This is a genomic window from Salinivibrio sp. ML290, assembly GCF_001995695.1.
Taxonomy (GTDB): domain Bacteria; phylum Pseudomonadota; class Gammaproteobacteria; order Enterobacterales; family Vibrionaceae; genus Salinivibrio; species Salinivibrio siamensis.
Window position 1 is genome coordinate 157,688 of sequence record NZ_MUEY01000001.1, and the last position, 22,068, is coordinate 179,755.

General features: G+C 49.8%; 21 protein-coding genes. 15 read left to right on the forward strand and 6 right to left on the reverse strand.

The window, feature by feature from the left end; genetic code table 11:
- Window positions 1–43: 43 nt before the first annotated feature.
- A complete protein-coding gene (locus tag BZG23_RS00815) occupies window positions 44–949 on the forward strand; it encodes a LysR substrate-binding domain-containing protein (RefSeq protein WP_046073653.1) in 906 nt (301 codons plus the stop codon).
- A gap of 44 nt (window positions 950–993) precedes the next feature.
- Here BZG23_RS00815 and pflA read toward each other — a convergent pair whose 3' ends face one another.
- Window positions 994–1,734, reverse strand: a complete 741-nt coding sequence (pflA, locus tag BZG23_RS00820) for a pyruvate formate lyase 1-activating protein (RefSeq protein WP_046073652.1) — start codon at window positions 1,732–1,734, stop codon at window positions 994–996.
- A 330-nt stretch (window positions 1,735–2,064) separates the two neighbouring features.
- Here pflA and BZG23_RS00825 point away from each other — a divergent pair, with 330 nt between their 5' ends.
- Window positions 2,065–3,687, forward strand: coding sequence for a methyl-accepting chemotaxis protein (locus BZG23_RS00825; protein ID WP_241828647.1), 1,623 nt, complete (start codon window positions 2,065–2,067; stop codon window positions 3,685–3,687).
- A 166-nt stretch (window positions 3,688–3,853) separates the two neighbouring features.
- On the opposite strand, the gene pflB is transcribed toward BZG23_RS00825, so the two are convergent.
- Both pflB and BZG23_RS00835 read right to left on the reverse strand, forming a co-directional pair.
- Window positions 3,854–6,130, reverse strand: a complete 2,277-nt coding sequence (gene pflB / locus BZG23_RS00830; protein ID WP_046073650.1) for a formate C-acetyltransferase — start codon at window positions 6,128–6,130, stop codon at window positions 3,854–3,856.
- 133 nt (window positions 6,131–6,263) lie between these two features.
- Window positions 6,264–7,775, reverse strand: a complete 1,512-nt coding sequence (locus BZG23_RS00835) for a DUF3360 family protein (protein ID WP_046073649.1) — start codon at window positions 7,773–7,775, stop codon at window positions 6,264–6,266.
- Window positions 7,776–8,202: 427 nt separating this feature from the next.
- Here BZG23_RS00835 and BZG23_RS00840 point away from each other — a divergent pair, with 427 nt between their 5' ends.
- The 8 genes from BZG23_RS00840 (at window position 8,203) to BZG23_RS00875 (ending at window position 15,617) form a co-directional block, all read left to right on the forward strand.
- Window positions 8,203–9,432: a tetratricopeptide repeat protein gene (locus BZG23_RS00840; RefSeq protein ID WP_077605872.1), complete on the forward strand. Its 1,230-nt coding sequence runs from the start codon at window positions 8,203–8,205 to the stop codon at window positions 9,430–9,432.
- A 432-nt stretch (window positions 9,433–9,864) separates the two neighbouring features.
- Window positions 9,865–10,635, forward strand: a complete 771-nt coding sequence (locus BZG23_RS00845) for an ABC transporter ATP-binding protein (protein ID WP_046073647.1) — start codon at window positions 9,865–9,867, stop codon at window positions 10,633–10,635.
- Window positions 10,636–10,719: 84 nt separating this feature from the next.
- Window positions 10,720–11,496 carry an ABC transporter substrate-binding protein gene (locus BZG23_RS00850; protein ID WP_077605873.1) on the forward strand — a complete coding sequence of 259 codons (777 nt, stop codon included), beginning with the start codon at window positions 10,720–10,722 and terminating at the stop codon, window positions 11,494–11,496.
- Window positions 11,497–11,534: 38 nt separating this feature from the next.
- Window positions 11,535–12,275, forward strand: a complete 741-nt coding sequence (locus BZG23_RS00855; RefSeq protein WP_046073645.1) for an ABC transporter permease — start codon at window positions 11,535–11,537, stop codon at window positions 12,273–12,275.
- 6 nt (window positions 12,276–12,281) lie between these two features.
- Window positions 12,282–12,959 carry an ABC transporter permease gene (locus BZG23_RS00860; protein WP_046073644.1) on the forward strand — a complete coding sequence of 226 codons (678 nt, stop codon included), beginning with the start codon at window positions 12,282–12,284 and terminating at the stop codon, window positions 12,957–12,959.
- A gap of 121 nt (window positions 12,960–13,080) precedes the next feature.
- Window positions 13,081–13,521, forward strand: coding sequence for a MerR family transcriptional regulator (locus BZG23_RS00865; RefSeq protein ID WP_077578550.1), 441 nt, complete (start codon window positions 13,081–13,083; stop codon window positions 13,519–13,521).
- Window positions 13,522–13,608: 87 nt separating this feature from the next.
- Window positions 13,609–14,547 carry an NAD-dependent epimerase/dehydratase family protein gene (locus tag BZG23_RS00870; RefSeq protein ID WP_077605874.1) on the forward strand — a complete coding sequence of 313 codons (939 nt, stop codon included), beginning with the start codon at window positions 13,609–13,611 and terminating at the stop codon, window positions 14,545–14,547.
- On the forward strand, window positions 14,547–15,617 hold the full coding sequence (locus tag BZG23_RS00875) for a saccharopine dehydrogenase family protein (protein WP_077605875.1): 1,071 nt from the start codon (window positions 14,547–14,549) through the stop codon (window positions 15,615–15,617). Before BZG23_RS00870 ends, BZG23_RS00875 begins: the two co-directional genes overlap by 1 nt.
- Window positions 15,618–15,710: 93 nt before the next feature.
- On the opposite strand, the gene xthA is transcribed toward BZG23_RS00875, so the two are convergent.
- Both xthA and BZG23_RS00885 read right to left on the reverse strand, forming a co-directional pair.
- Window positions 15,711–16,520, reverse strand: a complete 810-nt coding sequence (xthA, locus tag BZG23_RS00880) for an exodeoxyribonuclease III (RefSeq protein WP_077605876.1) — start codon at window positions 16,518–16,520, stop codon at window positions 15,711–15,713.
- A gap of 118 nt (window positions 16,521–16,638) precedes the next feature.
- Window positions 16,639–16,839 (reverse strand): hypothetical protein, encoded by a 201-nt coding sequence (locus BZG23_RS00885; protein WP_077605877.1) that lies wholly within the window; start codon window positions 16,837–16,839, stop codon window positions 16,639–16,641.
- A gap of 537 nt (window positions 16,840–17,376) precedes the next feature.
- Here BZG23_RS00885 and BZG23_RS00890 point away from each other — a divergent pair.
- The 5 genes from BZG23_RS00890 to arsJ all read left to right on the forward strand — a co-directional run bounded on the left by BZG23_RS00890 (window position 17,377) and on the right by arsJ (window position 21,602).
- A complete protein-coding gene (locus tag BZG23_RS00890; protein ID WP_046073638.1) occupies window positions 17,377–17,712 on the forward strand; it encodes a metalloregulator ArsR/SmtB family transcription factor in 336 nt (111 codons plus the stop codon).
- Between the two features lie 64 nt (window positions 17,713–17,776).
- Complete coding sequence (gene arsB / locus BZG23_RS00895) at window positions 17,777–18,838, forward strand: ACR3 family arsenite efflux transporter (RefSeq protein ID WP_077605878.1); 1,062 nt, start codon at window positions 17,777–17,779, stop codon at window positions 18,836–18,838.
- A 106-nt stretch (window positions 18,839–18,944) separates the two neighbouring features.
- Window positions 18,945–19,286 (forward strand): metalloregulator ArsR/SmtB family transcription factor, encoded by a 342-nt coding sequence (locus tag BZG23_RS00900; RefSeq protein WP_021024015.1) that lies wholly within the window; start codon window positions 18,945–18,947, stop codon window positions 19,284–19,286.
- 11 nt (window positions 19,287–19,297) lie between these two features.
- Window positions 19,298–20,305: an ArsJ-associated glyceraldehyde-3-phosphate dehydrogenase gene (locus tag BZG23_RS00905; RefSeq protein ID WP_077605879.1), complete on the forward strand. Its 1,008-nt coding sequence runs from the start codon at window positions 19,298–19,300 to the stop codon at window positions 20,303–20,305.
- Between the two features lie 73 nt (window positions 20,306–20,378).
- On the forward strand, window positions 20,379–21,602 hold the full coding sequence (arsJ, locus tag BZG23_RS00910) for an organoarsenical effux MFS transporter ArsJ (RefSeq protein WP_077606007.1): 1,224 nt from the start codon (window positions 20,379–20,381) through the stop codon (window positions 21,600–21,602).
- A gap of 48 nt (window positions 21,603–21,650) precedes the next feature.
- On the opposite strand, the gene BZG23_RS00915 is transcribed toward arsJ, so the two are convergent.
- On the reverse strand, window positions 21,651–22,004 hold the full coding sequence (locus BZG23_RS00915) for a DUF4168 domain-containing protein (RefSeq protein WP_158011353.1): 354 nt from the start codon (window positions 22,002–22,004) through the stop codon (window positions 21,651–21,653).
- Window positions 22,005–22,068: the final 64 nt, after the last annotated feature.

Sequence of the window (22,068 nt, forward strand, 5' to 3'; positions counted from 1 at the left end):
TTGATAGTCTAATGTCATCAAAGTCAGACAGTAAGGATCCTAGATGCGCTACTCACTCAAGCAGCTCGCTGTGTTTGAAGCGATTGCCGCGATGGGCAGTGTGAGCCGTGCTGCCGACCATTTAGCGTTAACTCAGTCGGCGACCAGCATGGCGCTTTCACAGCTTGAAAAGCTACTCGGTAGGCCGCTCTTTGAGCGCCAAGGTAAGCAAATGCAGCTCACCTATTGGGGAGCATGGTTGCGACCCAAAGCACGACAACTGTTGTTTGACGCGCAACAAATTGAAGCAGGGTTTGATGGGCAGCACATTATTAGTGGTGATATTGCCTTAATTGCCAGTCAGACCGCAGCAGAACACCTAATTCCAGACCTTATCAGTATTATTGATAGTGATTTTCCCGAGCTGAGAATCGACTTTACGGTGAAAAATACCCAGAAGGTGATTGATAGTGTGCGTCGGTATCAGCACGACTTGGGGATCATTGAAGGGCGTTGTGACGACAGCCGGTTGAAGCAACAGGTGTGGTGCCATGACCATTTGGTGGTGGTGGCAGCCAAGCATCACCCTTACGCGCAGCGCGATCAAGTAAGTTTGGCGCAACTTGAGCAAGCCCAGTGGGTATTGCGAGAGCCGGGAGCGGGGACGCGACACAGTTTTGATAGTGCCATTCATGGCGTTATCGAAGATCTTGATGTGCGTCGTGAGTATGAGCAGGTGCCAGTATTGCGCACCTTGGTGGCTAACTCCAACTACCTCAGTTGCTTGCCGTATCTTGATGTCGAGAAGTGGATAGAACGCGAAGAGCTGGTGGCGCTGAATGTGCCGGAGCTAAATATGCGCCGCACATTGTCGTTTATCTGGCGAGCAGACGCGGCGGATAACCCGTTGCGTGACTGTATTATTCGAGAAGCCATTCGAATGACGAAGGCGCGGCGACGCGAGATGTAAGGCGAAAAAAGCCGGCTGCATGGCCGGCTTTATGGGGTTAACGCTTAGTAGGTGACACTGTGACCGTAACTGGCAATAATCGCTTTGACGCTATCCATCACTTCTTTTGATGGGGGCGAGACGTCTTGCAGTTCGTACTCATGACCCAGCGCTTCCCATTTGTGCGCGCCGAGTTGGTGGTAGGGAAGTAACTCAACTTTTTCGATGTTATCCATGTCTTGAATAAATTGGCCAAGACGATGGGCAGAGTCGTCATCATCGGTGTAGCCGGGGACAACCACGTAACGAATCCAGGTTTTTTGCCCAATTTTGTGCAGGTACTTAGCAAAGTCGAGCGTTCGCCGGTTTGATACGCCCACTAAGTCTTCGTGGACTTCATCGTTGAGTTGCTTCAAATCCAGCATCACTAAATCGGTGGCATCAAGGACTTCATCAATCACCGGGGTATGTTTGCGAATATAGCCGTTGGTATCTAAACAGGTGTGGATCCCTTCTGCGTTAGCGGCTTGGAAAAAGTCACGCACAAACTCAGGTTGCAACATGGCCTCACCGCCAGATGCTGTCACCCCGCCACCCGAGGCGGTAATAAAATGGCGATAAGCACGCACATCTTTCATTATTTCATCCACGGTGACTTCTTTGCCGCCGTGCGTGTCCCACGTATCACGGTTATGGCAGTATTTGCACCGCATCAAGCAGCCTTGCATAAAGACAATAAAGCGGATGCCAGGGCCATCTACGGTGCCACAGGACTCAAACGAATGGATGCGACCAATTGTCGACATAGCTGTCTCCAGACTGCGAATGGCTATACCGTCATTTTATTACAAACCCAGTGTGAAGATAAGGGAATTCCTGGCTTTTTCGCACTTCTCACCTTCGTATTTCTTCTATGTTGCATCCCTGTCGTAGCTTGATCACAGTTCCAGTTTTTCGTCGCCTAGCGAATGAGACGTTAACCAGATAAATTCCATGCAGATTTTGTGACTTTTCGTTTTTTTGTCCAAACTTACGTGCGACACGTCGCCAAAGCGATACATGCTTATGCCAGGTTGCATGCAAGCAAGGAGATGCTTGGTGTCAGGCTAGGATCAAAGCAAATGCTAGGACTTATAATGAGAAAAATCAGTGATCTGAGAGTGAAAAATAAGCTTGTTGCACTAATGCTGGTTGCCGTTGTGTTGCTGGCAGGGATCAGCGCGTACACCATCAACAAAGAGCGGGAGCAGTCTTATGCTGAACGGACGGCTTCCTTGCGTGCCAATATTGAGGTGGCGCAAAGTGTGGTGGCCTATTATCGCCAGCAGGCACCACAAATTGGCGAAGAAGAAGCAAAGGCACAAGCGATCGCGCAGCTTAATAAACTGCGTTACGACGGGAATAATTACTTTTGGGTACTCAAGCCCGACCTCACCATTGTGAATCACCCGATCAAGCCCAAGCTAAACGGCACCAGTGCGGATGGGCTGACCGATGGTGACGGCAAGCACCACTGGCGAGAGATGGTACAAGTCAGTCAAGGCGCGCAGGGCGGCGTGCTCGATTACACCTGGCGTTCACCTGAGGGCGAGATGAAGCCGAAAATTTCCTATGTGAAACGCGTTGATGGCTGGAATTGGATTATTGGCTCAGGCGTGCATGTCAGTGATATTGAGGAGCGGGTGATACAATCTGCGTGGCAAATCGGTGGTTTAACCCTGTTATCTGGCGCTATCTTGCTGGTAGCCGGTGGGTTTGTCAGCCGCGATATCGTGGTGCCCTTGGATGAGCTGGTGGAAAAATTCGATCGCATTGCTGGTGGCGATCTTCGGGTCGAGTGTGGTTATACCCGTCATGACGAAATTGGCAAACTCGCTCGGCGAATGGATACCGCGATGAGCAGTGTCCGCGAGGCGCTGCGTGTTGCGCATGATGAAGCCAAGCAATCATCGACCATGGCCTCCTCCATAGCGTCAGCCAGTGAGGAAAGTGCGCAAAGCATTCAATCGCAGCGCGCACAACTTGAGCAGCTCGCCACGGCGATGAACGAAATGACGGCTACCGTGGCCGATGTTGCCGATCACGCTGAGCAAACTGCGCAAGCAACCAACGATATTTCGTCGATGGCGGAAGATAGCAACCATAAGCTAGATAGCACGGTGGCCAGTATCCGCAACGTTGCTGAGCGTATTGCCGCAGCGGATAAATTGGTGAATCAAGTGAAGCAAGGGGTGATGGAGATCAGTGATGTGGCGACGGTGATCCAAGGCATCTCTGAGCAAACTAACCTGCTGGCACTCAATGCGGCGATTGAAGCGGCGCGAGCGGGTGAGCAAGGCCGTGGCTTTGCGGTGGTGGCCGATGAAGTGCGCTCGCTCGCTCAAGGCACGCAAAAATCGACCACTCAAATTCAAGGCACGATTGAATCGCTCACCAACAATGCGATTGAGGCCGCTGAGGCAATGACATCAAGTCATCAATCGAGTGAAGACAGTGTCAATACGGCGCTAGAAACCCAAGCGCAGTTGAAGGAAATGGTGAGTGCCTTACATGGCTCGAATGACCGCGTGGTACAAATCGCCGCGGCGGCAGAAGAGCAGGGGACGGTGTCGGAAGAGATGAACCAAAATGTGAGTAATATTCACAACTCGGCCAACGAAGTGAGCGGTGCGGCGTCGCACCTTGCCGAGCAAAGCCAGCTGCTTGCCGATTCAGCACGTGAGTTGGACAGTAAGTTGGACCGCTTTGAAGTGGGGTAATGGCTGATTGCGCCTAGCTGGCAGGTTAAACAACTGTTCGTTGGGCGTCGGCTTTTTGGCGTTGCCCCCGGACAAAGCAAGACATAGCGCTGAAAAACGACAGACAAACAAAAACCGCCAGCATTGCCGGCGGTTTTTTCTTTAGGCGTTAACCCTTATTTATCTCTTACAGTGAAGAGGTAAAGGTACGGGTAATCACGTCTTGTTGCTGCTCTTTGGTCAGCGAGTTAAAACGTACCGCGTAACCAGAAACACGGATGGTCAGCTGAGGATAGTTCTCAGGGTGCTCCATCGCGTCCAGCAGCATTTCACGGTTCATCACGTTGACGTTCAAGTGCTGGCCACCTTCTTGACCGCTTTCGTGGTGGAAGTAACCATCCATCAAGCCTGCCAAGTTAGCGCGTTGTGCGTTCTCATCTTTACCCAGTGCATTTGGCACGATAGAGAAGGTATAAGAAATACCGTCTTTGGCGTGAGCAAATGGCAGTTTACCGACAGATGTCAGTGACGCAACCGCGCCTTTTTCATCACGGCCGTGCATAGGGTTAGCACCTGGGCCAAATGGCATGCCGGCTTTACGACCGTCAGGCGTGTTACCCGTTTTCTTACCGTATACCACGTTTGAAGTGATAGTCAGGATAGACTGGGTAGGCACCGCGTCACGGTAGGTCTTCAGTGAACGGATTTTGTTCATGAAGCGCTCAACCAGGTCACAAGCGATTTGGTCAACACGCTCGTCGTTGTTACCAAATGCTGGGTATTCGCCTTCGATATCAAAGTCGATAGCAATACCGTCTTCGTCACGAACAGGCTTCACTTTGGCGTATTTAATCGCGGCTAATGAGTCAGCTGCTACCGAGAGGCCCGCGATACCACATGCCATGGTGCGATACACATCACGGTCGTGGAAAGCCATCAGCGCCGCTTCATAGCTGTACTTGTCGTGCATGAAGTGAATGCTGTTTAGGGCAGTCACATACTGTTTAGCCAGCCAATCCATCAGGTGATCCATGCGGTCCATGACTTTGTCATAGTCCAACACTTCGTCAGTCATTGGCGCGTGTTCAGGCGCAACTTGGATTTTCAGCTTCTCGTCAATACCACCGTTGATGGTATAGAGCAGCGTTTTCGCCAAGTTGGCACGGGCACCAAAGAATTGCATCTGCTTACCAACAATCATTGGCGAGACGCAGCACGCAATCGCATAGTCGTCATTGTCAAAGTCAGTGCGCATCAGATCGTCGTTCTCGTACTGGATAGACGAGGTGTCGATAGACACTTTGGCACAGAACTTTTTGAAGCCTTCTGGTAGCTGCTCAGACCAAAGCACGGTGATGTTTGGCTCTGGGCTTGGCCCCATGGTGTATAGGCTGTTAAGGAAACGGAAGCTGGTACGTGAAACCAGTGGACGACCGTCAACACCCATACCGGCAACAGATTCTGTTGCCCAAATTGGATCACCAGAGAAGAGATCATCATACTCAGGCGTACGCAGGAAGCGCACCATGCGCAGCTTCATCACGAAGTGGTCGATCAGCTCTTGCGCTTGCTCTTCAGTCAGTTTACCCGCCGCGATATCGCGCTCTACATAGATATCGAGGAAGGTAGAGGTACGGCCAAGCGACATGGCGGCACCGTTTTGGGTTTTCACTGCACCCAAGTAACCGAAGTATGTCCACTGAATGGCTTCTTGCGCGGTTTCGGCTGGGCGAGAAATGTCACAGCCGTATTTTGCGGCCATTTCTTTCAATTGACCCAGTGCGCGATGCTGCTCTGCAATTTCTTCACGCAGCTGCATGGTCATCTGCAGATCTTCGCCGTTTTCGAATTTCTCTTGCAGGGAGTCGAATTGGGCTTTCTTGTCTTTCATCAAGAAGTCGATACCGTATAGCGCAACACGACGGTAGTCACCGATGATACGGCCACGGCCATACGCATCAGGCAAACCGGTCAAGACGCCAGATTTACGGCACTTCATGATTTCTGGGGTATAAATATCGAAAACGCCTTGGTTATGGGTTTTACGATATTCAGTGAAGATTTTCTTCACTTGTGGGTCGAGTTCGCGGCCATAGGCGTCGCATGACCCTTGAACCATGCGGATACCACCATACGGGAGCATCGCGCGTTTTAGCGGCGCGTCAGTCTGTAGACCGACAATCTGTTCCAGATCTTTCTCGATGTAGCCGGCGTCGTGAGACGTCAGGGTAGAAACCACAGACGTATCAAAATCAACCGGTGCATGCGTCGCGTTCTCTTGCTTGATGCCTTCCATCACGCGCGCCCACAGTTTGCGAGTGGCGTCAGTTGGCTCAGAAACTAGGAATGATTCGTCGCCCTCGTAAGGGGTATAGTTTTTCTGGATGAAGTCACGAACATCAACTTCTTTGCTCCAGTTACCTTCAACAAATCCTTCCCATGCATTGGAAACGTGCTCAGACATGTTGCACCTACCTGTACTCTTTTCAAAAAGATATGTATTGGGACCAGGTTCAGTCATCGTATTTGTCAGTATGGCTGACGCCTGCGACCCATCGATTTATCCGGATACCCCGCCCGAAAGCGGGGCAATGTTATTACAACAAAGATGGAATGCCGGGAATCATTCCGACTGCCAACATGGCAGCAATACAAATGATCACTGTGGCGGTTGGAATCACCAGACGGTCAACGGTAGAAAGCGTTGTAGGACGCTCTTTATCACCGATAAGGCCGTTGTTGTCCAAGAGCATAGTGACTGCCCAACCAAAGACTGGGTTAACAGCCATGGAGGCGAAAATACAAATACCCGCTGCTTGGCTTGACTTGGCGTCTTTCACCATCTGCATGCCTGCTTCAAGCAAGGGCAAGAAAACACCTGACAGTAGCGCGATGGTCATCACGGGTGGCCAAGTGGCGACATCCATTGGATAGCCAATCAAGGCAACGGCAATACATAACAGGCCCAATACAATGGCACCGCCAGGGATGGGTCGACGCGCAATCGCCGCTGGAATCATGTAGGTTCCCCACGATGAGGTGATGTTACCGCCACCCACTGAGGCCCCGACCATTTGACGAATAGAACAACCTGTCATGGTGTCATCCACGTCCATCAATACTTTTTCGGCTTTCTTCGGATAATTTAGTTCCTGGAATATACGGTGACCAAGAAAGTCCGGTGACCACATCGCTACCGCGAGCAATGCAAATGGCAAGGATGCGAGGAAGTGCGACAGGTTAGGAAGTCCTAGCTGCCAGCCTTGCTCGGTTGAGCCCCACCAGTAAACCGGATTGAGGTTAGGCACACCTGGTTGAGTAACGAACTCCAGTGAAGAGCCAGCACCCAGCGCGGTAGCAATCAGTCCGCCGGTGACCGCACACACGGGAATCGCGAGCCAGCGTTTACCGATGCGCGCTAAGAAGGCATAGATCACAATCGATACGGCGAGAATTAAAATGGAGATATAGCCCATATCAATCGCCGCGCCCCATGCGAGCAGACTCTCAATCTGGCCTTTTGCACCACCAAAGCCAAGGAAGATCAGCAAGCCACCGGCGACCCCTTGACTGGTCAAATTAACTAATTTGGAGCCACCTTTGAGGTAACTGAGTATCAGGCCAAAGGCACCAATCAGAATCCCCAATGCCAATGGGTGAGCACCTGCTAACGCGATGGTCCCGACCAGCGGAATCATTGGCCCATGGTTGCCGGCCAAGTTGGCGCGTGGGTTTATAAACCCGCACAACAGGACACAGAACAGAAGCGCTGGGATAAGCATTTCTACCCGCGCCACTTCAACGGCAAACGCTTTACCCAAGGTGATGTGATCCCAAGCGGCGGTTAAACCATCCGCCCAAGACATCATCACAGCAGAGTACATGGCGATAATGCCGATGGTACCCGCGAGCGCTGGGACAAGGTCTTCGATTTCAAAACGGAAGTCACGGCCAGGCAAGTTTAAGCCCCAACGGCGCGGACGCATAATTTGTAGTTCGTGATTCAGGTAGTCAGCGCGGGAGGCAAATGAAGAAGCCGGCTTGTGCTTCTTTTGATATTCGCTCTTTTCTTCGTGACTCACACTGCGGTCTTGAGCATGTGTTGCCATAATTTCCTCGTCGTACAGAAAGCAAACGCTTTCGAAACAGTGGCTTAGCCAGTCTTTATGTGTTGTTAACGCTGGCCTTGTGGCCGTGTTCTGTTTCGTTATCAGCATGCTAACAACAGGGGGGGCGCAGAATGTTGACTTAGATCATTACCGTGTAATTTTTTTACGTGCTACGCCCACTTGTGCCGAGGTTTTTGACCCTGTGTTCCTCTGGTCTCGCCGATAAACCAGCATTTATGTAATTTAATTACCAATCTAAGCGGCGAATATGTGCTACAAAACAGTAAGATAAACTCGCCTGATGTAAAGCGGACGTGGTGGCATCCTGAATCTGTGTCAATAAATAAAGACAGCCACCGCTTGCTCGCTGTAGTGAATAAAAAAGATAGGTTATAGTCGATATATTGTCCTCTAAAAATGGATCCTTATGGTGCGCCGATTGTTCCGCCTGTTTGTTTGTTCTCCCATGCTGATGCCAAAGTGGCGTTGTTTGAGCTTGGGTGTCTTGCTGTTTTGTCCTTTAATGGTTGTCAAGGCCGCGGGGGTAGAAACAGTGAGCGCAGCGATTCAAAACGGCGACTATCAATATGCGCTCACCGAGGTCGATACATTGCTGACTCCATCGGATCAGCAGGCGCTGGCACCCTCCGAGCGTGCGGAGCTGCAACGTTTGCAGGCTATCGCCCACCTTTACCTTGGTCAGCGCGCCGAAGCCTACCGAGCCTATCGTCTTGCATTGGCATTGAACGCGCTCAGCAAAGAGAGCGAGGCGGATGCGTTAACTGCCGTGATTAGCTTGGCGTTTCGAGTCGAGCAATATGAAGAAGTATTGAACTATGCCCGCCAGCTCCGCGATAAGCACACACTGCAGCCGACCTCTGCTCGCTTCGCGATGCAGGCTGCTTATGCCCTGTCTCGTTTCGACGTGGCGATTGAGTATGCGCGCCAGCTGAAAAAGCTCGGCGCGGAGGATGCATTTATCCTGCAAACCAAAGGGCTCAGTGAAGTGGCGCTATCACGCTTTAAGGCGGCGGCAGCGACATTCGATAAGTTGGTCAATCAACCCGATGTGGCCCCTCGTTGGTTAGAGCAGGCCGCACGCGCCCACGCTAAAGCGGGCTCGCACCAAGCGGCACGCCAGTATTTAGCGCGTGCCAATGCTGACATTGCCCTTTACCGGACTCTCTCCACCGGCCAAATGGAGCTGGGGGCCTCACAGCAGGCATTGCTATATTGGCAACAGGGATTACAGCAATTGACCCGGCTACCCACGCGTGATGAGCAGTTATTTCTGGTGCAGTGTTTGATTAAAACAGACCAGCGCGTGGCGGCGTTAAACCGGATCAGTGAAGTGAATTTGAGCGAGCCAGACAAGCAAACGCTCAAACTACAGGTTATGTTAGCGTATCAGCTTAATCATTGGCAGGAAGTGATTGATACCGCGCAAGTGGCGCTCTCTTATGGCCTGAAAGATGATCGTATGCTGTGGCAGTGGTTATCCATCAGTGCGATTAAAGCTGGGGACTATGCACTAGCAGACTATGCGCTAGAACAGTGGGAGGCGCGTGATCCTACCGGCCTTGCCGAGCGCTGGCGTGACACCTTAGAGCTACTTAAAGCGAAGCGAGCGAAACGTCGCGACGCGCGGCTGTCATAAGGTGAGAGGCTGCCTACTTTAAAAGCGCCACTGTCTTTTTTAGTAGGCGTTTAACTATGGTGTTCACAGTTTTGTTACGCACCGCTGATCGCATTGAAATGAAATAAATTGCACGTCTATCCCCTCCAACGCTAATTTTTGTCAGCTTTCACGATAAAAATAACCAGCTTTCTTCAAGTTAACTTCTATACTTACCTCGGTTAAAGCCGGTTTAGTACGGCTAATGGCTGACAAAGCAATTGTTGGTTTTTTCAGCAGTAAATTTTACGATTGACTTTTTATGCAGTAATAGTGACTATAATGAATGCACTTTAAAGGTTAACAAAATGTTGCTCATTGCGTTGAGGGGTGATATTTTCAATCCATACTCAGTGCATTTGGTGCGCTTTAACCACAAACACAACAGATTTCACGGATGACAGGAGTTAGCGCATGACGGATGCTGTGGCGCTACAGGTAAAATCACTTAAAAAAAGCTTTGGGCAGCATCAAGTGCTCAAAGGTATTTCCCTCGACGCCCACCGGGGCGACGTGATTTCCATTATCGGCTCTTCCGGTTCCGGCAAGAGCACCTTTCTTCGCTGTATCAATCTGCTGGAAACCCCCACGGGCGGTGAAATTTGGGTCAACGGTGAGTTGATCAAAATGAAAAACAATCGTGCCGGTGAGCCCATCCCCGTCAGTGACAAGCAAGTGCAACGCATTCGTTCGCGGCTGGCGATGGTGTTTCAAGGGTTCAATCTTTGGTCGCATATGACGGTGCTGCAAAATGTTATCGAAGCGCCCGTGCATGTGCTAGGTGTGCCTAAGGCACAAGCGATTGAAGAAGCAGAAGCGTTATTGCACCGCGTAGGGCTTTATGAGCGCCGCGATTACTACCCAGGTCATTTATCTGGTGGTCAGCAACAACGTGCAGCGATTGCGCGCGCACTCGCGGTAGAGCCAGAAGTCTTGCTGTTTGATGAGCCAACCTCCGCGCTGGATCCTGAATTAGTAGGAGAAGTGTTGGGTGTGATGCGCTCACTGGCTGAGGAAGGACGCACCATGCTGGTGGTTACCCATGAAATGAGCTTCGCGCGCGATGTCTCTAACCATGTGATGTTCTTGCACCAAGGGTTAGTAGAAGAGCAAGGCAACCCGAAAGAGTTGTTTGATTCGCCAGAATCAGAGCGTTTGCAGCAGTTTATCTCATCGATTTACTAATCTATTTATTAAAAATATCAATAGCATAACCATGCAATAGGGCAATGCCCTGACAACATCGTAAAAACGACAGGAGACAGGAAGATGAAAAAATGGCTAGTTGCCGCCGCTGTAATGGCCGCGGTTGGGTCAACCTCCGTAGCAGCCAAGGATTGGAAGGTCGTACGTTTCGGTATCGAAGGGGCCTATCCTCCATTTAGCTGGACCACCAACGAAGGCGAGCTGAAAGGCTTTGATGTGGATATGGCCAATGCGCTCTGCGAAGAGATGCAGGCAAAGTGTAAGATTGTGGCACAGGATTGGGATGGCATTATTCCATCACTGCTGGCACGTAAATACGATGCCATTATCGCCGCGATGTCCATTACCGAAGAGCGGAAGCGAAAAGTTGACTTCACCAACAAATACGCGCTGATCCCTAATAAATTTGTGGCTGAAAAAGGCACGGATCTGACCTTTACCAAAGAGGGCTTAGAGGGCGTTAAAATTGGTGTACAACGTGCGACCACGCACGACAAATACCTGACTGATAACTATGGTGACTCGGTGGATATCGTGCGTTATGGCACCTTTGATGAAGCCTACCTGGATCTAAAAGCAGGCCGTATTGAGTCAATCCTTGGCGATGCGTCGGCACTCCAGCAAGGGCTGCTCGACAAAGACGGGGGTGACGAGTTTGCGTTCATCGGCCCGTCACTGACAGACCCTGAGTGGTTTGGTGAAGGCTTTGGGATTGCGACACGTAAGCAAGACAAAGAACTGACCAAGAAGCTCAACCAAGCGATCGATTCGTTGCGTGAAAAAGGCGTGTATGACGAGATTGCTGCCAAGTACTTTGACTACGACGTTTACGGCGAGTAATAGGCAGGCRGGCAGCATGAAAGTGCTGCCCGATTCATATGATTGATTTGAAAGGTTACGAGTGGTCCCTGCTTGAAGGCGCATGGGTGACCCTTCAGGTTGCGCTGCTCTCGTTAGGTCTTGCCATGCTACTGGGTATGCTGGGCGCACTGGCGAAACTCTCCAAATTTGGCTGGCTGCGTGGGATAGCGACGGTCTATACCACGGTCATACGCGGGATCCCTGATCTGGTGCTGATGATGCTGATTTTTTACGGCGGTCAAATGCTGCTGAACAACAGCTTGTATGGCATCAATGAGTGGCTTAACGAATACATGGCCGGTCAAAACCCCAATCACGACTGGACATCTTATTTACCTGACTATATTGATGTGAGTCCATTTATTGCCGGGATCCTAACCATCGGGTTTATCTTTGGTGCTTACATGGCGGAAACCTTCCGTGGCGCTATCATGGCGGTGGACGCTGGGGAAATGGAAGCCGCACGTGCTTATGGCATGAGCAGCAGTTTGGCATTCCGCCGTATTTTGCTGCCGCAGATGATCCGACATGCGCTGCCAGGCTTTGGTAACAACTGGCTGGTGCTGCTCAAAACCACTGCGCTGGTGTCGATTATTGGTCTTGATGACATGGTGCGAAAAGGCGCGTTGGCGGCCGGCTCAACTCAAATGCCATTTACTTTTTACTTTACCGTTGCACTGATTTTCTTGCTCTTTACCAGTATCTCGACCACGGGACTACGCTGGATGGAGCGTCGTTTTAGCATTCACACGCGGTAGGTGACCATGGATTTTTCTCTCGTACTCGAAACCTGGCCGATATACTTAGAAGGCCTTTGGACCACCGTATGGCTGGTCGCCTCTGCGTTGGTGATTGGCTTAGTGGTCGCGGTGCCGGTAGCGGTCGCGCGTAATGCGCAATTCCCTTTATGGCGCTACCCAGCGTGGGCGTTTATTTATTTTTTCCGGGGTACACCGCTGTTAATTCAGTTGTATCTGATTTATTACGGCTTGAGCCAAGTGATCAATGTCGAGAACAGCTTGTGGCAGCACGCTTGGTTCTGCGCCTTGGTGGCCTTTGTGCTCAACACCGCCGCTTACACAGCGGAAATCATCCGTGGCGCGATTAATGGCCTCCCTAAAGGGGAAGTCGAGGCGGCGATTGCTTATGGCATGAGCCCCTATAAAGCCTTTTCGCGCATTGTGTTGCCGAGTGCGATGCGTCGTGCGTTACCCGCGTACAGTAACGAAGTGGTGTTTATGCTCCACGGCTCAGCGGTGGCAGGGATTATCACCATTGTCGATTTAACCGGTGCCGCTCGGATAGTGAACTCTCGCTATTATGCGCCGTTCGAGTCGTTTTTGACCGCCGGCGTGTTTTATATGGCGCTGACATTTAGCATCCTTTGGATGTTCCGCTTAGCGGAGCGCCGCTTCCTACGCCATTTAAGGCCGCTGAGCTAGAATTTAAGGTGCTATTTTTTAGCACCTTATTAATCCCTCCTTTAGTCCGACATGCAAAATTGGCGAATCTTCAATGCTATAGTTAGCCGAGGTACTGCGATCTATATAGAGCGATAACAGCATGAAAATTGGAGAACTTGCGCGCCGATCAGGATTATCGGCCTCGCGTATACGTTTTTATGAACGCATAGGGCTTCTCAAAACAGTGACTCGTCAGTCAAATGGCTACCGACGTTATCCGCCGGAAGCACTAACTGTATTGTCTATGATCACTGCGGGGCAGCAAGCTGGCTTTAGTCTTGACGAGCTGAGAACGTTACTTCCAAGCAATATTTCTCAGTGGGATCATGCCAGTTTGGTAGCCACGCTAGAAAACAAAATATCCGAGCTGGCAGAACTTGAGAGAAAAATAGTCGCGAGTAAAGCTCAGCTGGAGACGGTGTTAAATGATATTGCGGCCAAGCCGTATGACATGGACTGTGCTGAAAACGCACAGCGAGTGATGTCTCGGGTAGGATTAGTTTTATCATCATCCAACCCTGAGCAAGATTCAGGAAAATAATCGACTAATTTGAGTTTGACCTTAAACCTTACTTCAACCTTAGAGTAGGAATTCTACGGAATGTGGAGTGTTGAATGAGGTCAATATATGCAAACAATAATGGGTGCTAACGGTCAGATAGGGCGTGAACTGGCAATTGCCTTGAAGCGAGATTATACCCAGTCGATTCGCTTAGTTAGTCGCCATCCCCAAAAAATTCACGATACAGATGAAGTCTTTCCTGCTGACTTACTTGATTCAGAACAGACGAAAGCAGCTGTTGCTGGCTCGAGTATTGTGTATTTGACCGCAGGTTTGCCAATGAACCCGACGCTTTGGGCTTCTTCGTGGCCGGTGATAATGCGAAATGTTATTCAAGCCTGTATCACTCATAAAGCTAGCTTGGTCTTTTTCGATAATACCTATATGTACCCGCAAACTGCATCGCCGCTTGTCGAATCTACACCTTTTCGGCCAATTGGCGTGATGGGACGCGTGAGAGCGGAAATAGCCTCAATGCTATTGGCTGCGATGCAACAAGAACAAATAAATGCAGTCATTTGTCGAGCGCCGGAGTTTTATGGACCAGGAAAGACACAGAGCATTACGAACTCAGCCGTCATTGATAACTTGCTTAAAGGAAAACGAGCAACCGTATTATTGCGTGATGATGTGAAACGAAGTCTTATTTATACGCCAGATGCTAGCCGAGCGATGGCGTTGATTGGCAATACACCTGATGCGTATGGACAAACATGGCACTTGCCTTGTGATGATCACCGACTAACTTATTCTGAGTTTATTGCCTTAGCGGCGGATGTATTTGGCACATCTCCTCACTATCGAGTGGTGACATCGTTTCAACTACGTTTAGCGAGTTGGTTTGATAAGCGCTACAGATATATGAGAGAGCTATTGCCTCGTTACCAGACAGATAATGTGTTTGTTTCAGATAAGTTTAAGGCACGCTTTCCTGATTTTAGGGTGACAGAGTGGCGCCTCGGCTTAGCCAATATAATGAGTGAACGTCAAAAGGAGAGGGCATAATGGCTGGGACAGGAAAGACAAAGCGCTGGATGATCTATGGCGTCTATGGTTATACCGGACAGTTGATTGCGGAAGAGGCAGTGAGAAGAGGGTTTACCCCCATCCTAGCCGGCCGAGATCCTCAAAAAACAATAGAAGTGGCGAATGCACTAGGACTTGAATGCAGGACGTTTAGACTAACTGATAAAGCGGAAGTTAAAAAGAACATTGCAGATATCGATATATTACTTAATTGTGCCGGACCGYTCTCAACGACGGCTGAGGTCATGATGGATATATGCTCACAGCTTGGTACGCATTATCTCGATATCACTGGAGAGATTGCAGTATTTGAACTGGCCCAAAGCTTTAGTCAACAAGCAAGACAAACAGGGGCTGTGATTTGCCCAGGCGTCGGCTTTGATGTTATTCCAACGGACTGTGTTGCCGCAATATTGAAGTTCGCTTTGCCAGATGCTACCCAGCTTTCTCTGGGCTTTGATTCGCGTTCAGGCTTTTCTCCGGGGACGGCGAAGACCTCAATAGAGGGGCTTGCGGACGGAGGAAAAATTAGAAGAAATGGTATTATTCGCACTGTGCCATTGGCCTACGATGTAAAAAAAATTGACTTTGGCAATGGCGAAAAGTTAGCAATGACTATTCCTTGGGGGGATATATCAACGGCTTATCACTCTACGGGGATACAGAATATAGATGTATATATTCCAAGCTCTGAGAAGATGGTTCGTCAGGCTCGGCGCGCTAACCTGATTCGTCCTTTACTTAAGCTGAGTATCATACAGTCTTTGGCTAAGTTTTGGATATCCAAAAAGGTAAAGGGGCCTAGCCATAAAGACAGGGAGCGTTATCCTACTTATGTGTGGGGTGAAGCGACTAACGCTAATGGTGACAAGGCTACCGCTCGAATTAAAACGGCAAATGGCTACCATTTGACAATGATAGGGGCGATTGAGGTTGTCTCTTTTCTGCTAGAAAATGGTTGTGTTGGTGGTACTTATACGCCTTCTCAGCTGATGGGGGCCAATTTTATAGAGCGTTTATCGGGAGATGAATCCATCATTTTATCCTAATTGCTAAACCGAATACCGCAGCCTTCTTATGCTGCGGTATTTATCGTTGAATGACAGATTAATCGTTTGATCGTGTCGCCAACGACAGATCAATCATGCTGATTTAAAGGTCGCCCAAATCGGCGCGTGATCTGACGGTTTTTCAATCGCACGGAGTTCGTAGTCAATGCCGGCATCAATGCATTGGCTCGCCAGATCGGAGGTGGCCAGAATCACGTCAATACGCAGGCCGCGGTTATCGTCAAAGCCGCGGGAACGGTAGTCAAACCACGAGAACTGATCATTCACGGTTGGGTGCAGGGCACGGAAGGTGTCAACAAACCCCCAGTCCATTAGAGTGCCCAGCCACTCACGCTCTTCGGGTAAGAAAGAGCACTTACCGGTGCGTAGCCAGCGTTTGGCGTTTTGCTCACCAATGCCGATGTCATCGTCTTTCGGGCTGATATTAATATCGCCCATCACCACCAACTGCTCACTCGGATCACGGTCAGCTAAATAGGTCATTAAGTCTTGATAAAACTTACGCTTGGCGGGGAATTTGGTTTCATGGCTGCGGTTTTCCCCTTGCGGGAAGTAACCGTTTAGCACAGTGATTGGCTTGCCGTTTTCGTCTTCAAAGGTCGCCATGATCATCCGGCGTTGAGCGTCCTCATCGTCAGTAGGAAAGCCTTTTTGCACGCTGATAGGGGACTTTTTACATAGCATTGCCACGCCATAATGGGCTTTTTGGCCATGAAAGTGCACTTCGTAACCCATCGCTTCGACATCCGCGAGCGGGAAGGCGTCATCATGGACTTTGGTTTCTTGTAACCCGATCACGTCAGGTTGATGTTTTTCAATCAAGGCTTGCAATTGATGCAAACGAGCACGAATACCATTGATATTGAATGAAATGATTTTCACGTGTGAGGCTGCCTTTGTTGTCTTGTTAATAGCAAGACACTTTACCAGCTTCGTTCAATGAACGGAAAGGCGGCCTCTATCTCTATAGGTTATGGAAACGCGCGATATGCGCTAAGCGTTAGTGCGCAAGAGAGAATTCACCTAAGCATTCGCCTTGGCTAATAATAGTGCCAAGCTCGGTGCTGGGATCAAACTGTAGCGTCGGTTGGGGTAGTGTCGGTAGGCGATGGAGCAAGTGCTTGAGGATAATATCCCCATTAAATTGATGAATCGCGACCTGCCAGTTGGCAAGATTAGGGAGTGAAAAGTTAACTTTCAATGGCGCTCCTTACTGTTTTGGTTGTGTTGTTAGCGGTTTTAGTTTGTGTTTGTGCACGGCGTAAATGATACCAGTGACGCAGTCTGCCGTTAGTAGCGGCCATATTTTATCTCCATGAGTTAAATGATTATTGCTCTGCCCCCTCAGTCGTTATCCATCAAAGCCGTATGAATGCGTCGGCCTCTTTGGATTGAGCGATCACCATCCATACAGTGATACTTACCAATGAGTGATAGCAAAAGGGGTGTTAACGGGTTATCAATCTAGGAAAAAAGCGAAAGTGGATTACTGCAGAGAGTCTATGCGGGAAATAGCGTGGTCTGTCTCGACTTTGACTTGATGTCTTTTGATGCTCCGTATCTAGAGCTTTGATCACACTACAGCATTTCTTACGGATGTAAAGGGCTTTTTAGACCGCAACGAGATAGCGATAGTGCTGTGTTTGTCATTCTAGCCACTATTCTACTTGCTGTTTGATTTGACATATGGTTTTTCATATATATGATTTATCGTATATATTGAAAAGAGAAAATGCTGATGTGTCAAACGCTTAGTTTTTACAAGGCTTTATCCGAGCCCACTCGGCTGACCTCTCTATTGTTGCTCTCACAGCATGGTGAGTTATGTGTATGTGATCTGATGGAGGCGTTAGCCCTAAGCCAACCAAAGATTTCTCGGCATTTGGCGGAGTTACGTAAGCACCAATTGGTTGTCGGAGAGCGTCGAGGAAAGTGGGTCTATTATCAGCTTCATCCTGCATTACCTGACTGGATGGTCGGTATTTTACACACTACCGCTATCAACAATCCTTCACTTCTCTCGCCTTTCACTCCAGTGATGCAGGGAAAAACGGTGTGTGAGGATCATCAATAGTTAACCTCTCGCATCATGATGGGTGCCTGTTATTCAACGTCAGTAATCACTAAGGATTTGTATTATGTCTCAATCTGAAACCTGTGCGCCGTCGGCCGCCCAAAAGATGGGTTGGCTTGATCGGTATTTAACGGTATGGATTTTCCTCGCTATGGCCATAGGGGTCAGCATAGGGTGGATTTATCCAGAAGTGGCGACCCTCAGTGAGCGTTTATCGGTCGGCAGCACCAATGTGCCGCTGGCGATTGGCTTGATCTTAATGATGTATCCGCCACTGGCAAAAGTGAATTATCGTTTATTGGGCTCGGTCACGCGCGACCAAAAAGCCATCACGCTGTCGCTGATCATGAACTGGGTGGTCGGTCCTATTCTTATGTTCGCGCTGGCGGTGCTATTTTTACGTGATGAGCCAGGGTACATGGCGGGAGTGATATTGATTGGTCTTGCCCGTTGTATCGCCATGGTCTTGGTGTGGAACGATATCAGTGGCGGTAACAAAGAGTATGGCGCAGCCCTAGTGGCACTGAATAGTTTATTTCAGATCCTGACTTACAGTGTGATGGCATGGCTATTTATCACCGTTTTACCCCCCATGCTGGGTCTACAAAGTTTTGTGGTGGATGTCACCATGGGCGACATCGCGAAAAGTGTGCTGATTTACTTGGGTATCCCTTTTTTAGCGGGTTACCTATCACGTGCCGTGTTGGTCGCTAAAAAGGGCGAGCAATGGTACGAAGATGTCTTTCTGCCACGTATCTCACCGATGACGTTAATTGCTTTGTTGGCGACCATTGTGTTGATGTTTAGCCTAAAAGGGGAGGCGATTATTGCGCTGCCGCTTGATGTGCTGCGTATCGCTGTACCGCTAGTGACCTACTTTGTGCTGATGTTCTTTATTAGCTTCTTTGTGGGCAAAAAACTGGGGATCCCGTATGACCGCAACGCGTCGATTGCGTTTACTTCATCTGGCAATAACTTTGAGTTAGCCATTGCGGTGGCGATAGCGGTGTTTGGTATTCACTCAGATCAAGCCTTTGCAGGGGTGATTGGGCCGCTGGTAGAAGTGCCAGTGCTGATTGCCTTGGTGAATGTGGCGCTAAGGATGAAGCGGCGCTATACAGTTTAATATGAAGCTTTTATGAATTCCGGCCTGTCCCAGTTGCATGCATGCATGGGTCTATTAATATACGCATATCCATATATGTATTTAGTAAAGCGTTATGAGAGAGCCTATGTTGCCTCACCAGTTTTTCAAATTATTGGCCGATGAAACACGTGTGCGGTGTTTACTGCTTATTGCCCGTGAAGGGCAGTTATGTGTGTGCGAACTGACTGAAGCGCTAGATACCTCGCAGCCGAAGATTTCACGCCACTTGGCGCAATTACGTGCCAGTGGGGTGTTGGTTGATACGCGCCAAGGGCAGTGGGTGTTTTATCGTTTAGCTGCCGATTTACCCGGCTGGATGCGCAAACAAATTCAGGGGTTAGTTGATTCCAACTGCCTAAAAGACACTTATCAAGAAGATATCACACGGCTGGCCAAGATGGCGTCTCGCCCCACCTGCTGCGTGTAAGGGAGAAAGCAATGACAATTAAAGTCGGGATCAATGGGTTTGGCCGTATCGGCCGTTTGGCACTGCGGGCTGCGTTTGACTGGCCAGAGCTCGAATTTGTCCACATTAATGATGTGGCGGGAGATACGGAAACACTGGCGCATTTGCTGGAGTTTGATTCGGGACAAGGGCGTTGGCATCACGCGGTGAGTGCAGAAGGCAACCGCGTGCAGATTAACGGTCACTCACTGACGACAAGCCAAGAAAAAGCGATTGATGCAATCGATTGGTCAGGCTGCGATGTGGTGATTGAGGCAACGGGAAAACACCGTGACACGGATTTGCTGCAAAAATACTTGGACCAAGGCGTAAAGCGTGTGGTTGTCTCTGCGCCAGTCAAAGATGAGCGTGTGGCGAATATCGTGGTGGGGGTGAATGACGCGATATTTGATCCCAGCAAACATCGAATCGTTACCGCAGCGTCGTGCACCACGAACTGTCTGGCACCGATTGTAAAAGTGATCCACGAAAAGCTGGGGATTGCGCAGTCGACCTTCACCACCATTCATGATTTAACCAATACCCAAACGATTTTAGACGCGCCGCATAAAGACTTACGTCGCGCTCGCGCCTGTGGCATGAGCTTGATCCCGACCACCACCGGATCGGCGACCGCTATCGTAGAAATTTTCCCGGATCTAAAAGGCAAGATTAATGGCCATGCAGTGCGTGTCCCCCTCGCCAATGCGTCGCTAACGGATGTGATCTTTGATGTGGAAACCGATACCACCGCCGACGAGGTGAATGCACTGTTGCAAGAAGCCGCGGATGGCGATCTCAAGGGCATTCTTGGCTTTGAGGCGCGTCCTTTAGTCTCGATTGATTACCGTGGCGATCAGCGCTCCACCATTGTCGATGGTTTATCCACCATGGTAGTGGGCAAGCGTATGGTCAAAATCTATGCGTGGTATGACAACGAAATGGGGTATGCCACGCGCACCGCAGAGTTGGTGCGCAACGTCGGCGGCGTTGATCAGTAATCGCTTTTTTATCGGGTAGCGATGCGTGCCCCGTGCCGCATCGCCCTTTTTTGTATGTGAATCGATGACCACTATGTTTGCTCAATTAAGCCAATCCGTGCGCCAGTATATGCTGGTCACCTTTAACTATTGGAATTTTACCATCACCGACGGCGCACTGCGGATGCTGGTGGTGCTGTATTTTTATGAGTTGGGCTACGGCACCTTAGAAATCGCCTCGCTGTTTTTGTTTTACGAATTCTTCGGCGTGGTCACCAACCTTATCGGTGGATGGCTCGGTGCGCGTTTAGGCCTCAATCGCACCATGAATATTGGCCTTGGCATGCAAATTATCGCGCTTGCCATGTTAGCGGTGCCAGCCGTTTGGCTCACCATTCCCTGGGTGATGGCAGCTCAAGCCTTGTCTGGGATTGCGAAAGATCTGAATAAAATGAGCGCCAAAAGCGCGATTAAAACCTTGGTGCCTGACAACGCAGAGGGGGCGCTGTTTAAGTGGATTGCGATCTTGACCGGCTCGAAGAATGCACTCAAAGGTGTGGGCTTTTTTGTTGGTGGCGCATTGCTTTCTCTGATTGGCTTTCAGTACGCGGTGGCGGCGATGGCTGGCGTCTTGAGCCTTGTGTTTATCGGCAGTGTGGTGTCGCTCAATGCGGAGTTAGGAAAAGCCAAAAGTAAGCCCAAGTTTTCGGAAATTTTTTCTAAGTCTCGTAGTGTGAATATCCTCTCAGCGGCACGGATGTTCCTTTTCGGCGCGCGAGATGTTTGGTTTGTGGTGGCCTTGCCAATTTATCTTGGCACCACATTTGGTTGGAGCCACAGTGCGGTGGGCGGCTTTCTTGCCCTTTGGGTGATCGCTTACGGCATGGTGCAAGGCATTGCGCCGAAAATCACTGGGCGCCAATCTGGCCATTCGCCGGGTGGCAAGGCGGCGCTCGGTTGGGCAGGTTTACTGGCGGTGGTGACTGGCATCATTGCTTACGCGATTGGCGAACAGTGGCATCCGCAAGGGGTGATTATCGTCGGGCTTATGGTGTTCGGAGCGATATTTGCGATTAACTCTTCACTGCATTCCTACTTGATTATCAGCTACGCCAAAGGCGATGGTGTGTCGCTGGATGTAGGATTCTATTATATGGCGAACGCCATGGGACGCTTAATTGGTACTGTGTTATCCGGTTGGGTGTTCCAAGTGTGGGGACTCGCCGCGTGTCTTTGGGTGTCTTTTGCATTTCTCGTTTTAACCACTGTGATTTCGCTAGGGTTACCCAACACGGCAGTCTCGACAGACCATGGTTAAATAAACAGGGGTAAGCATGGATATGCTTACCCCTGTTTCAAACTACGGTTACTCGTTGAGCATATTGCTGATTTTCTTCTGCAGCTCTTTATCTTCACGTGCTTGACGAAAAACAGCGTTATATTCTTCTATCGTCAGGCCCGTTGCCTCAATCGCTTGCGCCATTTCTTTTTGCGTCTCCGCCATTAGCGCTTTCGCCTTTTCTTCACTGCGAATGCTCTCAAGCTTGCTTTTGTAATCTTTTGAGATTGAAACCACCTGTTCAGCGGCCTCTGCGTAGCTGCTTACCACTTGGTCGGTCAGCTGATCCGCTGACAGTTCGTTTGTTTCGTTGGCAGCGAAACTTGGCAGACTGGCTGCAACAACAAACGCAAAAGATAGGATCGCTAGTAAACGTTTCATCAATACTCTCCTTTTATTCATCACGGTCACCCTAAAAGAGATGGAGAGTGATGGTCAAACGCGA